The organism is Neiella marina, from assembly GCF_002165625.1.
In the GTDB taxonomy this organism is placed as follows: domain Bacteria; phylum Pseudomonadota; class Gammaproteobacteria; order Enterobacterales; family Neiellaceae; genus Neiella; species Neiella marina.
Window position 1 is genome coordinate 76,702 of record NZ_NGNS01000020.1, and the last position, 13,995, is coordinate 90,696.

Genomic DNA, 13,995 nt, shown 5'->3' on the forward strand with positions numbered 1-13,995 from the left:
TCAAATGTTTTTCAGTGCTCGCTTTAACTGTTGCAGCTGATCGTCTAGCGCTTGGCTGCTGTACTGCAGCGCCATAAACTGTTCAATCCATTGTTTGACTGCCGCGCGCTTGTGCTCTGGTAGCGAACTCAGTTGCAACAAAATAGCATTGGGTGAGTGCGCGGTATCAACCGTTAATCCCATACGACTCAGTTTGACCAACAGGGTTTGATACAAACGCACCGCTTCATCGGTTTGCGGTTGACGCCAAGGTTTAGCTTGCAGCAGGGCAATGACGGCGATAAAACCAGCGATTGCCAAAACCAGGCTCATTAACAGCTGGCGCCAATCGAACTCACCAAACCACTTTTTCAGCAACTCAAGTTGCTGCTGTTGTTTGTAGTTAAGCACATTGCGGTGCCACAGGTATTCCAACCGATCCCACTGCTGACGCCACGATGTCAGCCACTCGCTGCGGCTAAATCGCCAGCTGGTTAGCGCTTCTGATTGCTCAAATTGTTGCTCTCGCAGGCTTTGAGCAAATGGTATTTCAATACGCTCAGGGGCAATTGCCGCGGTCGGATCGAGCCGAACCCAGCCGCTATGGTCTTGCCAATACTCCACCCACGCATGGGCATCGTACTGTCGAACTTGCAAGTAATTGGCTTGTTCGTCCCATTCACCGCCTTGGTAGCCACCTACCACTCGGCTTGGAACACCAATCACTCGCAGCATCAAGGCAAAGGCACTGGCGTAATGGGCGCAAAAGCCGCGTTGATGGTTAAACCAAAACTCATCGACCGCATGCAAGCCTGCCAATGGTGGCGACAACGTGTAGGCATAGTCTTGTTGTCTGACCGTTTGCAACAGCGTTTCAACAAAGCGCTCAACGCTAGGTTGGCGCAACCACAGTTCATTGGCATATTGCTGGATCTGTGGGTTTAACTCATCGGGGTAGGTAAGGTATTCCGCTTGATGCTGTTCCAACAGTTGATGTTCAATGGCGCTGTCGGCCGAGCCGCGTTGTTGCGTTGCCACCGAATACTGAATCCGTTGAAGCACCGGGCGGCGATGAATTAAACGCTGATCGGCCACCAGACCAATGTTGCCATCTGCACTGTATGGATTGTTTAGCGCCGGTAACCAATGCTGCTGCGACGGCTCTAAAATGACTCGGTATTGCGGCTCCGCTACAGCGCTGGCTAACCAAGGTTGTGGTTGTTCCGGCCACGATATCCAAGGCGTTGCTTTGCTATCGAGCGGCTTGGGCCATGGCCCATGGGCAACCGGATTACGGCCGAACCAAAGGCTATTGGCTTGCTGCCAGCGCCTGCCATCGAATTTGGTCATCACCACCGCTCGCCAATAAAGCTCTGACTGGTTGGGACGTTGGCCATCAAAACTGACTCTGAATGCCAGCGCATCGGAGCGGATCAGCTGAGCCATGTCGCCCGGTGACATACTGTCTGATAGGCCGGTTTGACCCTGTCCTGAATTCACTGAAATTTGCCAAATCGGCGGGATCCTCGGAACCAGTATGAACAGTGCAATGGCAATTGGCGCCGCTAATAAATACAGCAGAGCTGCTATCTTCAGCGGTTGCCGCCACTGTACCTTTGGGCCAATGTGATTCAAGCCAACCCAACAGCACAGCAGCACGAAAAAACTAATGCCTGTGGCAATCGACACCACTAAGGTTTGCGACAACAGCAGATTCACCGCCAACAACAAGACCGCAAGGACCAGCACCAAAAATGCGTCGCGAAGGTTTTTTAGCTCAATCAATTTAAAGATGAAGCCAAAGGCCAACAACAAGGCAAAGCCTTTGAGATGAACGACTCGGCCTTCAAGTAACAATACCAAGGCAACGCAAATCACCACAGCCAAGCCACTAAACCACACGCCAGGTGGCGAGACTCTGCCGTTGAGTATTGCTAAACGCCAGCTCCAACAAGCCAGACTCATAATAATGAGCCACAGTGGTAGGTTGATCGCCAGCGGTATCAATACCGCCAGTTGCAGCACCATGAGCCAAATCAGTGCCGTGCGGCTAACGGGGCGCTGTTGCAGCATCTTGCCCTCCTGGCGCTTGGTGGTTAGTCACCGACGGTTGCAGTGCTAACTGAGTCAGGCAGTGGATCACGTGTTTGGCACCACGATTAGGTTCAACTTGGCTATCGACTAGTAACAAACCAAAATCAACAGGCTGATGCTGAAACTGCAAACACCAGTAGCACAGTTGGCTGATTTTTGACTCATGATCAGGCCCCGGCATTTGCTCGTAGCTAAGCCAGAGTCGCCGGTCTTGGTATTGCTCAAACTGCTTGCTAACCCACTCGGCGGGTCGTTTGGCACTGGCTTTCCACGCAATGTGATGAAGCGGATCTGAGCTTACGTAAGGCCGCACCGAAGATAATTCATCAAACCCTGCCACCGGACTATCGGCTGTCGAGTGGTTGCTTTGAGCGGCGGTAGCATCAAGCGCTTGACTCGCTAGTGGAGTCGGAAATACCAATGCTTGGGTATCAAAAGCAACACTACTCCAGGCTCTAAACAACATTAACGGGTAGTAGCTAACTACTTGCAAACGCTCGGGCTTGAGGTAACCGCGCTTATTGGTCGGATAAAAAACTTGTTGCAGGGTTTCTTGCTGGGCGGGTACGTCAAAGCGGGTCGTTTGTTGTGGTTGCCAGAATAACTCAACAGCGTAGCGCCCGCGCTGATCAACGGTCGCAACCTGAATATCAAAACCAAGATCGTCGCCCGCATGGACATGACGGCTGCTTTTGAACGTTAACGTCAGTCCCGCCAAGCTACGAAAGGTCCAGTGCAGGGCCAACAGCCAGATCGCTATTAGCGTGAAACACACTGCAAACACCATGCTGTTCTCATAGTTAATGGCGAGCATGAATAGCAGCGCAATCAATATCAGCACGCCTAACCCTAAGCGCGTTGGCAAGATCATGATGTTGCTTAGCCCCAGCTCCACTTGTTGTGCTGGTGGTAGTTTGCGTTTTATCCAGCGCTGAATGGGTTGTTGCAACCAGCGCTTTAGCATTTGACCGAAGCCCTTCATGGTTTTATCGCCGGAGTGACGGCTTAGGCCACAACGGCGACGCGCTGCAGCAGCTGCTGGCAAAGAGCGGTACCGGTTTGACCAAACTGATCACTGGGTTCATGGAGCCGATGTTCAACCACTGATGGCAATACCGATTGCACATCCTCTGGCAGCACATGTTGGCGATCATGGAGCATGGCCCAGCAGCGCGCGCATTGCAGCAGTGCCAGACTCGCTCGCGGTGATAAACCGACTGCGAAATTAGCCTGGCTGCGGCTGTACGCCACAAGCCGTTGGACATAATCATAGATGGCTTCTGAGCAATGAATCCCTTGCGCTTGTTGTTGCCATTGCTCAAAGGTTGCGAGGTTCATGACCGGGGTAATGTCATTCAGGCGATTTCGGCCTGATTGGCCTTTGAGCATCTGACGCTCGGCCGCAGCGCTCGGGTAGCCAATTGCAATACGCATTAAAAAACGATCAAGTTGTGATTCAGGTAATGCAAAGGTGCCCGACTGAAATACCGGGTTTTGGGTGGCAATCACGAAAAACGGGCTCGGCAGTGGGCGGGTTTTACCATCGACGGTCACTTGCCGTTCTTCCATCGCTTCGAGCAGCGCACTTTGGGTTTTAGGGGTGGCGCGATTAATTTCATCAGCTAGTAGCAATTGACTGAAAACCGGCCCGGCAACAAACTCGAATTGCTCACTTTTGGGCGAGTAAACACTCACTCCTGTAATATCCGATGGCAGCAAGTCACTGGTAAACTGCACCCGCTGAAACTCTAATCCTAAGACTTTGGCGAGGGCATGGGCGAGGGTTGTTTTGCCCATGCCCGGCAAGTCTTCAATTAGTAAGTGACCGCCACTAAGCATGCAGCATACGGCCAGTTCAATTGCTTCACGTTTGCCACTGAGGGCTTTTTCCACCTCATCGATCAATTGTTGTAACTGCGACATACCACGCTCCTGTCGACCGAAATGCGAACATAATCAGTCACTGTGGCGCGTCTATCTCGAAGCGTCAAGTGAAGGTCGAAATGTATGCTCGGTAGATATTGCTGGTGCCACAAGCCGATCATCGTCAATGCACTGTTGATTGTCGCAGGCAGACAGAATCGTGTTTATGGCATAGCATTTTAAGAATCACCAACTTAGTAATCTCCAACATGGGGGAATTGGCGGCAGATGAAAGAATCCCTTTCAGCCATTGATGGCAGTGCTCGATTGTTGAACTTGGAAAAGCAAAAACGAATCTTCCTGATCAATGCCTTTACTGCGATCGGTGCGGTTGCCTCTTTTGTCTTTGGGTCCTCCAGTTTATTCGGCGGTATGCTGGTGTTGGGTACTGTTTTAATCTGTGCTGGATTTGTCGGCTGTGCCAATTTGGTGTTTTTGGCTGTGCGCAAGAACGTTGCTGCTGCCGCCAATGTGATGGGGGGATTGATTATCACCCTGAGCACAGCCTTAATGATTGGCGGAGGTTATCAAAACACCGGCCCTTACTGGGTGTTTCCGTTGGTATCTGTTGCTATGTTCGTCAATAACTTCAGGATCGGGCTTCTTTATGCTGGCCTGTTTTTGGGGTTTTGTCTGTATTTGCTGTTTTACCCTGATAATCCGCTTTTGCTTACCGACTACAGCAATGCTGCCAGTATTCGTTTTGTTGCAGCATTGAGTTCTATTTTGCTGCTGTGTTTGAGCGTGCAGTACTCTCAAGAACAATCGCAAAAACAGATACGGATGATACATCAACAACTGACTCAAGCAGCCACCACTGATGCCCTAACATCCCTACACAACCGCCGATACATTTATGACCACCATATCGATAAGGATCGCTTCCTTGGCAGTATCGGAGGTGGTGGGGCGTTATTGTTGGTGGATGTTGATCATTTCAAAAGAATAAACGACGACATGGGCCATGATGCCGGCGACATTGTTTTGCAAGTCGTTGCGCGCCATTTGCGAGAAGCGATTCGCGATGAAGATATCATTGCCCGCTGGGGAGGTGAGGAGTTTCTTGTCATCCTTCCCAACGTCACACTCAGCAAAGCATACCAACGAGCAGAGGCGCTACGTCAACGAATTGAAATGGCTGATATTACTATCGACGGCCAGCCCTGCCGCGTAACCATCAGCGTTGGCGTTGCTGATATTGGTGCTGACGATAATGCCAGCAATGTAATCAAATTAGCTGACGAACGGCTCTATCGAGCAAAAAAACAAGGTCGCAATTGTGTTGTCTATTAACAGCCGTAGCGCTAGGCCTGATGCGACTGAAACTGCAAGTCGGCTAATCGTTTATACAGTGGCGAGCTTTGCAACAAGCTTTGATGAGTGCCAACATCCACTAACTTGCCATGCTCCAACACGGCAATGCGATCAACATGAGCCACTGTCGCCAATCGGTGGGCAATAATTAGCGTCGTGCGATGTTTCATTAGTTCATCCAAGGCTTGTTGCACCAAATGCTCTGATTGAGCATCGAGAGCGCTGGTGGCCTCGTCCAACAACAAAATTTTAGGGTCGGCCAGAATCGCCCGAGCAATCGCTAAGCGTTGCCGTTGGCCGCCAGAGAGTTTGACCCCTTGCTCGCCCAGAAAGCTCTGATAACCTTGCGGCAAATCGACAATAAAATCATGGGCGTAAGCAGCTTTGGCGGCGGCTTCAACTTCTGCTTGGCTCGCACCTGGCTTACCAAAACGAATGTTTTCCACTACATTAGCGCTAAACAGTACCGGCTGTTGTGGCACTAAGGCATACAAATCCCGCAGGCTAACTAAATCCAGTTGTTTAATATCAGTGCCATGGATTTTAATATTGCCGACTTGCGGCTGGCGAAATCGCAACAACAAGTCAAACAAGGTTGATTTACCGGAGCCAGATGGCCCCACTAAGGCAACGCGTTCGCCCCGCTGAATGGTCAAATTAAGCCCATCTAAAGCCTGATGATTGGGCCGAGAAGGGTAACTAAATGTGAGGTTGGCGATAGCTATCAACGGCTCAGCTCGGCCAAAGTCAACTTGCTCAGGAGCTTGAGGGCTTTCAATTTCCGGCTCGGTAGCGATTAGCTCACGAATCCGCTCAGCGGCACCAGCTGCGCGCTGCACCTCACCATACACTTCCGTTACCGCAGCGAGGGAGCCAGCAACCATAATGGCGTAAAACACAAAGGCCGACAGATCGCCAGCCGATAAGTTGCCCGCCAATACGTCGGTTTCGCCAATGTAAAGCATCACTGTCACGGCACCCATCACCATGATCATCACCAGCGCAATCAAAAATGCGCGATAACGAATACGCCGCAACGCCGTTTGAAATGCACTCTCGGCGCCATCAGCAAATTGTTGCTTGACCAAGTCTTCGCGAGTAAATGCTTGCACCACCTTAATATGCTGCAAACTTTCGCCTGCCCAGGCGCCAACATGGGCCACTTTATCTTGGCTATCTTTTGATAATCGTTTGACCTTACGGCCAACAATAATGAGTGGAAAGACAATAAACGGCACCACAGTTAATACCACCAGGCTGAGCTTGACGTTACTGACGAACATCAATGTCATGCCGCCCAAAAAGGTCAGAGTATTGCGAAGCGCAAAGGAAAAAGAAGAGCCAATGACGGTTTGCAGCAAGGTGGTGTCGGTGGTTACGCGGCTTTGGATTTCACCGGCGAGATTATCTTCAAAGAAGCTAGGCGGCAGTTTCAGCAGTCGACCATAGAGCTGGCGGCGAATATCAGCAACAACCCGCTCGCCAATCCATGACACCATGTAAAAACGAAAATAGGCGCCAATGGCCAACCCAACAATAATCAATAAAGTGATTTTAAGGGCGGCCGCTAAACCGTCATAAGATTGGGCGGCAAAGCCATTATCAATCATCAAACGAATGCCTTGGCCCAATGATAAGGTGAGTGCCGAGGTGCAAATCAATGCAACGATGGCAATGGCCAAACGGGTTTTATAGAGCTTAACAAACTGCCAAAGCCAAGAAAGCATGGGGTGCCTCTGTTATGGAGCGACCCATCTATCATATGAGGTTGCCAGCGAATTGCTAAGGGCTTTGCAAACCATTCATTGTTGTACCAAGGCAAATACATACTAAGCCGATGATTTGCATGAGCTTATCAATCGCACGTTGGTTGCTGAGCGCGTCAGGTAAACTGCAACGGGATAGTTTTTGAGTAAAAAAGTCAGCAGGAGCAGCACGAAGGCTGGCGTACCCCATCAATAAAAAGCCCAGAGCTTGAATCGCCGTTCCCCACAGAGGCGTGTGCCAAAGCGCAACACAACAAAACCCAGAGAGACTAAACAGCAAAAGACTTAGCCAGTGAATTGTTGGCTTTTTCACTCCATGTGACATCAATGCCTCCTTGGCAAACATCGTTTGAGCGCGCCAAATTGCATTCCCTATGCGTTGGCGGCAGCTAGTTAAGGCGACGTTAGAAAACTAAAACCACTAGGGTACGAATGAAAACCGTCAAAGTTCCCTTTGCTGAGTTCAACGCCGTTCGCCCTTGCGATTGCATACACCATACTAATATGAAAATAGAAATTAGGTAGGATGTACTGGTGAATGAATGCCGATGGCGGTAACGCCACCTCAGCGAAACCAGCTTTATCTTTGATCAGCTGTTGTTCGTCGATGTGCCCAATCTCGGGCAGTTTATCCAAGTAAGCCAACGATTGTGAAATTTGCTGTTGCACTGACTGCTTATCGCTTTGCTCGGTAAAAAATGAAACCACGTCTTTGCCAACCAACGGACAGTAACCACGCAAGGCCATATTCGCGGCAACCTTAGCGTTCATTTCGAGCGTCAACATGCCTTCTGTTAACGACAACGAAAACATATCTGCGGGGATTTTAGACACAGTCAGTTCGAGCTGGGCTAAATAGTATTGCAATATGTCCTTGATATTGATGTTCATTGTTTCCTTTGAAGCTGACTTCGCTTTTACGCGGCTTTTTTGCGGCGGAATACCCTCAGGCTGACTAAAGCGAGCGACAGCAAGGCAAGCGATGATGGTTCAGGAATTGAATTGGTTTTTACCAACGCAAGCCCAGAAGTTGGAAACGACAGAAATATATCCCCTTCGTCCGCTGCAAGCTGCACAATCCCCTGTTTGTAAGCTTCTGCCACATCTAATTGATAATCATCGGCAATACGCGCCCAATTGTATTCGCCATCACCATCTAGGTCGTAGCCAAAACGTGCTTGCGAACTTTGCCTCGGGCCGGGGAAAACCCGACCGCCGCCAGCTAAATGGGTGTCACCAAAGAGACTCACAAAAATGAGTTCGACATCCGTTGCCAACTCAATAGGGCCGTCGAATCCTGTCTGCAACGTTTGGCTCGTATTTTCATCGGTATCCCACCCGATGCCGCCGAATCCAAAATCATTGAATAGCCCTGCCATCTGACGATTGTTAGCAATAACCCAGCCCTCGTCACGTAAACCCTGAGCATCAGCGCTATTGTAAAACCAATCGATCGACTGACCGACAGTTTCATCCCATTGCAACCATTGCAGGCCATTGGCTGAATTTGTGACGATATTGGCTGAAGCATCGAGCGAATAATCACTGATAAACCCTGCGTTTGCTTGCAACGAAAGAGCAAGGCACAACAGGGCGAGGGTGCGTTTTAACATGAGTGGATGCTCCTGTATTTTTTATAGCGCAATGATGGAGATAACTATTCGCAATCAACGCAGCATATATCGCGCCAGTAAAAACATTCCTATTTATATCAGTAGGTTATTTTTATGTGGATTTTAATGTCGATTAATAACGTAATGTTTTCTGACATTTCCAATGCCTATTAAGTCCATTAGCACCATAAGAGAGCGGAAAGACATAACGAAGGCCATTGTGGCATGCAAGAAGGCGCTGATTGTGACCCTCAATACAATGATGAAAAACGGGGACAGTTGGGATGAGCAGGTAGTTTAGTTAGCTTGACCGGAGGCCACAGTCATTTATCTACGTCCGAACGATGGCCGACCTTGACCACATTAACTATGAGCACATCATCTTTGATGTCATACACGATTCGATAAAGTCCTTGACGCACCCTGTAACTCTCTTGACCTGAAAGTTTGATGCAGCCTTCACCGCGAGGATTCTCTGCAAGAGCATCAATGCGAGCTAGAATACGAGCCACGTCTTTATTGGGAATGTTGCGAAGATCTTTTGAAACCGACTTTTTGAAGGTGATTTTATATTTTTCCATGTTTCTTCAAATCGTCGAGCAAGGCCTCATAACTAATTTCTTCTTCGTCGGCTCGCGCTGATACGGCTTGAAGATCCTCTTGATCCTCACGCATAAGTAAACGAACAGCTTCATCAATAAGCTCAGAAACTGATACGTGTGTAGAAGCGGCGCGAACCTTCAGAGCCCGATGAATGGCGGGCTCAAAGTAAACCGTTGATCTTTTTGATAAGTTACTCATTATTCCTCTCCGCTAGAGCACAACCAACAACATTATAACTCCATAACGTCACAATGTCGTGATGGCGCCACTGTAAAGATCAACGCCTCGATAATGCGCGATAAGAGCGGAGCCTGTTTTTGTGTAAAATTGCGAGCCTGCAAGCTACACAAAAACTGGCAGAGCGCTTGGCGTCGCTGTTGATTGGTTTGTTATATTTTTCATGCTGCTACGAAGCTAATTGTATGAACTTTAGCTAAGTTCACATGCTGCCTAGCCTGCCACAGGTCGTAGTTATCCTGCATAGCTAACCAACTTTCTGGCGTACGACCTAATGCCTTAGATAAACGAAGTGCCATTTCTGGCGATACTGCGCTTTGGCCTTTAAGAAGGCGGCTGAAAGTAGATGCAGCTACATCAAGCTGTTTAGCGATGAAGCGGCTACTGTAGCCGAAAGGCTCCATGTAGATATCATGGATAAACTCGCCTGGGTGCGGCGGATTGTGCATAGTCATTAGTGATAATCCTCATAGTTAAGAATGTAAGCATTACCATCAACAAACTCGAACGTTACTCTCCAGTTCCCACTGACTGTGATCGACCAGATGCCACTTCTTTCCCCTTTTAGAGGATGAAGCTTGAAACCTGGCAGATCAACATCGTCAATTACAGTTGCGGTATCAATTGCCGCCAACTGCATCCTAAGCCTGCGTTCGTGTTTGGCTTGAATGCCCGCTTTGCTTCCTGTCTCAAAGAGCTTTTTGAGCCCTTTGTGCTTAAACGACTTAATCATAATACGGACTATAGCATGTTGCGCACAACGCACCAATCAGAGAAATATAACGCCTAAAACAGCGAGCGCTAGCGAGTCCGAGCCAGCGCTTTTCGCTGGCGTTTTTGTTGAGCAACTTGTTATAGCCCTAACGCTAAATTGCTAGTGAAGAGTAAACAAAGAAATAACAGGCAAAAAACACTTAAGCTGGCAATGCCACCATAGCAATAGAACCTGATTTTTGGATCATGTATCTCATCAAGGGTTTTGCCTTGTAGCAGTTTAAACAAACCCGTTAACACTGAAAAATTTGATCTAAAGCCTCGCGGAAACAACTGTGGGCTACCAAGTTTATGGAATGTACTTTTGTGCTTGTCTTCAAGCCGTTGGTACAACTTGTAGCTCATGATGGCTGACAGCCCGAAGGATGCAATAGCTACAAATACCAAGAACTCTATCAATCCTGACATACATTCCTTATAGGGCTATAGACATCATGATTCCCTGATTTGAAGTGTCGATCTCCTGCGGTTTATCGTGGGTTAGTCGAACCAGAGCCACACTGTTAATGGGCGTTACTCTTTAACAGTCACAAGAACAGGAGATCGACATGTCTAACCCTAGCACGATTTTCATCGGCCTGGATGTGCACAAAGAAACCACGGATGTTGCGTTTGTTTCTAATCAAGATGAAGCCGTTTTGTTTTACGGCACCATCCCCACCAACAGTCGTTCTGTCGACCACCTTATCAAGAAATTCTCAAGCAAAGCCAGCAAGTTAGTCGTGATTTATGAAGCAGGGCCATGTGGTTATTGGCTGTACCGAATGCTCGAGCGTAAAGGCATTGAATGCTGGGTGGTGGCACCATCGCTTATCCCCAAAGCGCCCGGCGACAAGGTCAAAACCGATAGGCGCGATGCGATGGCGTTAGCGCGGTTAGCCAAAGCGGGTTTGTTATCGTCGATTCACATACCCAATGCGGATGATGAAGCCATTCGCGATTTAATTCGTTGTCGGGAAGATTGCATGTTGGACTTGCGCCAAGCGCGCCAGCGGTTGAAGTCGTTTTTGCAGCGTAACGGTCATTCGTATTCAGGAAGAGATAACTGGAGCGATGCCCATAAACGCCATTTGGCCGACATTCACTTCATTGAGCCTGCCAAGAAAATCACCTTTCAGCATTACATTGGCATTGTTGAGCATCGCTACCAAAGCTTGCAACACATCGAGCGGGAATTAGAACATCTGGGCCAGCAATGGTGTTGGTATCCGTTGGTGCAATTTCTAACAGTCTTGCGCGGTATCCGTTTTTTAAGCGCCATTACTTTAGTGGCTGAGCTCGGTGATATGAGGCGCTTTGCTAACCCTCGCTCGCTGATGAACTTTGTCGGGTTAACCCCTTCAGAGCATTCGAGCGGTCAACGCCAGAAGATAGGTGGCATCACTAAATGTGGTAATACTCACGCCAGACGGATATTGATAGAAGCCGCATGGGCCTATCGCTTTTCACCCAAGGTTTCTCGCGAGTTACAAATCAGGCAGCAAGAGCATTCGGTGAACCTACAAGAGCGCTCATGGCAAGCGCAGTTGAGACTCTGCAACAAATTCCGACGGATGAAGGCCAAAGGCAAAGAGCAAAACAAAGTGGTGGTTGCTGTTGCCCGAGAGTTGCTCGGCTTTATCTGGGACATTGCGCAACGATTTGAGCCCAGCAGCAAAACGGTGGGCTAGTCCAAAACAGCAAAGCAATGAATTAAAGAAGCAGTAGTAGAAACAGTTACAACCTGAATGAGACCGACCGGCGGCAGCGGTGCGAGCAATTCTCGAGGGCGTTAGGCGATTTAAATTCGCGCTCCTAGACTGAGGCAAGGCTCCAACGGCGCAAACAAGTCATGCGGATAACCAAACCCGCGTATATCAGCAAGGTCAACCGCCGACACTTACTTGCCAAAGGTCACTCATTCAGGTTCTTCAATGCCGGAAAAGAATGTTCGGTAGGGAAACAGCTGCGCCTATTGACAGCGGGAATCATATCAACGCCCTGTTAAGGTGTGAGCGACGCAATACCTAAGCCGCCGCATACCACCTTAAACACTAAACGCAACGCATAGTGAAAATGCCACGCGTTGCGAATCACACTTAAACAGTTTGTTAGCTCTATTCTCTATGCAATTGAAGAAGTACTAAAAATAATCTGTTCCGAAATAAACCTTATTAAAGGAACTTCCTTAACCAAAGTTTTGTCATCACGAAACGGCGTATACTTAGATTTTTCTGATTCTTTACTATGAACAATAGAGTTTCTATTTTTATATATTCTCGAAGCAAGATGTTTGAATATTAGCTCTTCATCATCTCCTTCAAGATTGACCACTTGCGCTCCGGAAAAAGGCACTGCGCTCGTTCTATAGTGCTGTATTAGTGAGTTATCATACTCGTTGAGCTTTACGACTAAATCACAGATGTTGACATGTTTCTTTAACGTTAGTCTTAACCCTTCTTGTTCGTTAAATGTAACCCCTTCATCTCGCATTTTTATCGACTTCCCAATATCTCGGATCAGAGAGGAAATGTCCTTCTTACGTTTGTATGAAAAGTCGGGATGTGTAATTTTACTCTTTACTTGCTCCACGAGAGCCTCAGTAAAAATACTCTCAAAGAAGTGCTCGGCTACGTGATAGTAAGAAATATACTCCAACATTGGGTTTTCGGTACCCACAGCCAGTTGATAGTGGTGTATTAAGTCAGGAACATAAGTTCGTCTAGGGGGATCGATTTCATCGATATTTGAGCGACGTGTTCTTGTTATTCGCCCAGTTCTCAATAACTCGTCAAAGTCACGTTGCTGTACAAGGGCAGAATCAGTGTTGTAGCTAATATTAAATAGAAAAGCAGAGGAGAATTTATCAAACTCAGTTGAAGTTCGCTTAGAGTCAGATGTGACTTTCAAAGTCAATCTACCTGCCAAAAAGCGTTTTAACACATCGAAACCACACGGTTCATCTTCAAGCATCGATGACATCATAGCTCGATTCATCATAGGTCTCGACAAAGCTCTAGCCTCACCAAAAGATGCAGCTTGCTGTATTAGATAAAGCGAAAACGCATTCGATGGTCTACCTAGACTGTAAAGCATACCGTTCCGTTTTCTGTATCTTCAACTTCTAATAAAGTATCCCCTCCACGAGAACGAGGGAAAAACCTTGAGTATTGTCCTTCCTCTCTAACCAAAATTTCGTAGGAATTACTATTACCAAGTACTGTTTCGCTTATTGAATCAAGTTGAGATAAGTTCTCGATCTCAGCATCCAATTTGTGTTTTTCAATTTCAAGATTGACATTTTGACCAAATGAATCTTTTGAAAACACATAACTATCTTCATTTTCAGATAAATCAAACCTGATTATTTCACCGATCCAATCCGCAAACTCTCTTGCGCTACCACCAACTTCCATAAATTCTCCGTTTTCACTTTAGAGCTAACGCTCCGCTAACTGGCGAGCGGCAGCGAGTCCGAGCCAACGCTTTTTGCTGGCGTTTTTGTTAAGCGGTTTGTTATGTATTTTCATTGCCGAAGCTTTGGTAGTAAGCATTGACACCATTACTTTTGAAAACGTAAAACCACAGACAAGTAATTAAACTCCCTGAATCGACCAGCCTTCTCTAGACACTCAATTGCATTACAATTGAATGTCCTGAGGAGGAAACATGTCCCAACGTTTTACCGATGAATTTAAAACCCAAGCAGTAAA

The 13,995-nt window shown here is 47.8% G+C and carries 15 protein-coding genes; 2 read left to right on the plus strand and 13 right to left on the minus strand.

All coding sequences use genetic code 11. The features are described 5' to 3' along the window. From CBE68_RS14410 to CBE68_RS14420, 3 genes are read right to left on the minus strand one after another with little or no spacing between them, the layout of a single operon-like run. A complete protein-coding gene (locus CBE68_RS14410) occupies positions 1 to 2,052 on the minus strand; it encodes a transglutaminase family protein (protein ID WP_087506796.1) in 2,052 nt (683 codons plus the stop codon). Continuing rightward, on the minus strand, positions 2,030 to 3,118 hold the full coding sequence (locus CBE68_RS14415; protein WP_158100623.1) for a DUF58 domain-containing protein: 1,089 nt from the start codon (positions 3,116 to 3,118) through the stop codon (positions 2,030 to 2,032). The genes CBE68_RS14410 and CBE68_RS14415 overlap by 23 nt, the downstream gene beginning before the upstream one ends. Continuing rightward, positions 3,079 to 3,996 carry an AAA family ATPase gene (locus tag CBE68_RS14420; protein ID WP_087506798.1) on the minus strand — a complete coding sequence of 306 codons (918 nt, stop codon included), beginning with the start codon at positions 3,994 to 3,996 and terminating at the stop codon, positions 3,079 to 3,081. The genes CBE68_RS14415 and CBE68_RS14420 overlap by 40 nt, the downstream gene beginning before the upstream one ends. Positions 3,997 to 4,224: 228 nt before the next feature. Here CBE68_RS14420 and CBE68_RS14425 point away from each other — a divergent pair, with 228 nt between their 5' ends. Then, positions 4,225 to 5,289: a GGDEF domain-containing protein gene (locus CBE68_RS14425; protein WP_087506799.1), complete on the plus strand. Its 1,065-nt coding sequence runs from the start codon at positions 4,225 to 4,227 to the stop codon at positions 5,287 to 5,289. Positions 5,290 to 5,300: 11 nt separating this feature from the next. On the opposite strand, the gene CBE68_RS14430 is transcribed toward CBE68_RS14425, so the two are convergent. The 8 genes from CBE68_RS14430 to CBE68_RS14465 form a co-directional block, all read right to left on the minus strand. Continuing rightward, positions 5,301 to 7,037, minus strand: a complete 1,737-nt coding sequence (locus CBE68_RS14430; RefSeq protein WP_143824578.1) for an ABC transporter transmembrane domain-containing protein — start codon at positions 7,035 to 7,037, stop codon at positions 5,301 to 5,303. Positions 7,038 to 7,092: 55 nt separating this feature from the next. Beyond that, the gene (locus CBE68_RS14435) at positions 7,093 to 7,401 is read right to left on the minus strand and encodes a hypothetical protein (RefSeq protein ID WP_143824579.1); all 309 of its coding nucleotides are present in this window, start codon (positions 7,399 to 7,401) and stop codon (positions 7,093 to 7,095) included. A gap of 68 nt (positions 7,402 to 7,469) precedes the next feature. After that, a complete protein-coding gene (locus CBE68_RS14440; RefSeq protein WP_087506801.1) occupies positions 7,470 to 7,967 on the minus strand; it encodes a DUF1993 family protein in 498 nt (165 codons plus the stop codon). 26 nt (positions 7,968 to 7,993) lie between these two features. Beyond that, the gene (locus CBE68_RS14445; RefSeq protein ID WP_087506802.1) at positions 7,994 to 8,689 is read right to left on the minus strand and encodes a PEP-CTERM sorting domain-containing protein; all 696 of its coding nucleotides are present in this window, start codon (positions 8,687 to 8,689) and stop codon (positions 7,994 to 7,996) included. A 323-nt stretch (positions 8,690 to 9,012) separates the two neighbouring features. Then, positions 9,013 to 9,270, minus strand: a complete 258-nt coding sequence (locus CBE68_RS14450; protein WP_087506803.1) for a type II toxin-antitoxin system RelE family toxin — start codon at positions 9,268 to 9,270, stop codon at positions 9,013 to 9,015. Next, positions 9,257 to 9,490 (minus strand): ribbon-helix-helix domain-containing protein, encoded by a 234-nt coding sequence (locus CBE68_RS14455; protein WP_087506804.1) that lies wholly within the window; start codon positions 9,488 to 9,490, stop codon positions 9,257 to 9,259. The genes CBE68_RS14450 and CBE68_RS14455 overlap by 14 nt, the downstream gene beginning before the upstream one ends. 200 nt (positions 9,491 to 9,690) lie before the next feature. Continuing rightward, positions 9,691 to 9,984, minus strand: coding sequence for a HigA family addiction module antitoxin (locus tag CBE68_RS14460; protein ID WP_087506805.1), 294 nt, complete (start codon positions 9,982 to 9,984; stop codon positions 9,691 to 9,693). Beyond that, positions 9,984 to 10,262 carry a type II toxin-antitoxin system RelE/ParE family toxin gene (locus CBE68_RS14465; RefSeq protein ID WP_087506806.1) on the minus strand — a complete coding sequence of 93 codons (279 nt, stop codon included), beginning with the start codon at positions 10,260 to 10,262 and terminating at the stop codon, positions 9,984 to 9,986. Before CBE68_RS14465 ends, CBE68_RS14460 begins: the two co-directional genes overlap by 1 nt. Before the next feature lie 589 nt (positions 10,263 to 10,851). Between CBE68_RS14465 and CBE68_RS14475 the strand changes: the two genes are divergently transcribed. Further along, entirely contained in the window at positions 10,852 to 11,973 is a 1,122-nt protein-coding gene (locus CBE68_RS14475) for an IS110 family RNA-guided transposase (RefSeq protein WP_087506808.1), read from the plus strand. A 433-nt stretch (positions 11,974 to 12,406) separates the two neighbouring features. Here CBE68_RS14475 and CBE68_RS14485 read toward each other — a convergent pair whose 3' ends face one another. Further along, on the minus strand, positions 12,407 to 13,255 hold the full coding sequence (locus CBE68_RS14485; protein ID WP_233143589.1) for a hypothetical protein: 849 nt from the start codon (positions 13,253 to 13,255) through the stop codon (positions 12,407 to 12,409). A gap of 107 nt (positions 13,256 to 13,362) precedes the next feature. After that, positions 13,363 to 13,698, minus strand: a complete 336-nt coding sequence (locus CBE68_RS18955; protein WP_229744768.1) for a hypothetical protein — start codon at positions 13,696 to 13,698, stop codon at positions 13,363 to 13,365. Between the last annotated feature and the right edge of the window lie 297 nt (positions 13,699 to 13,995).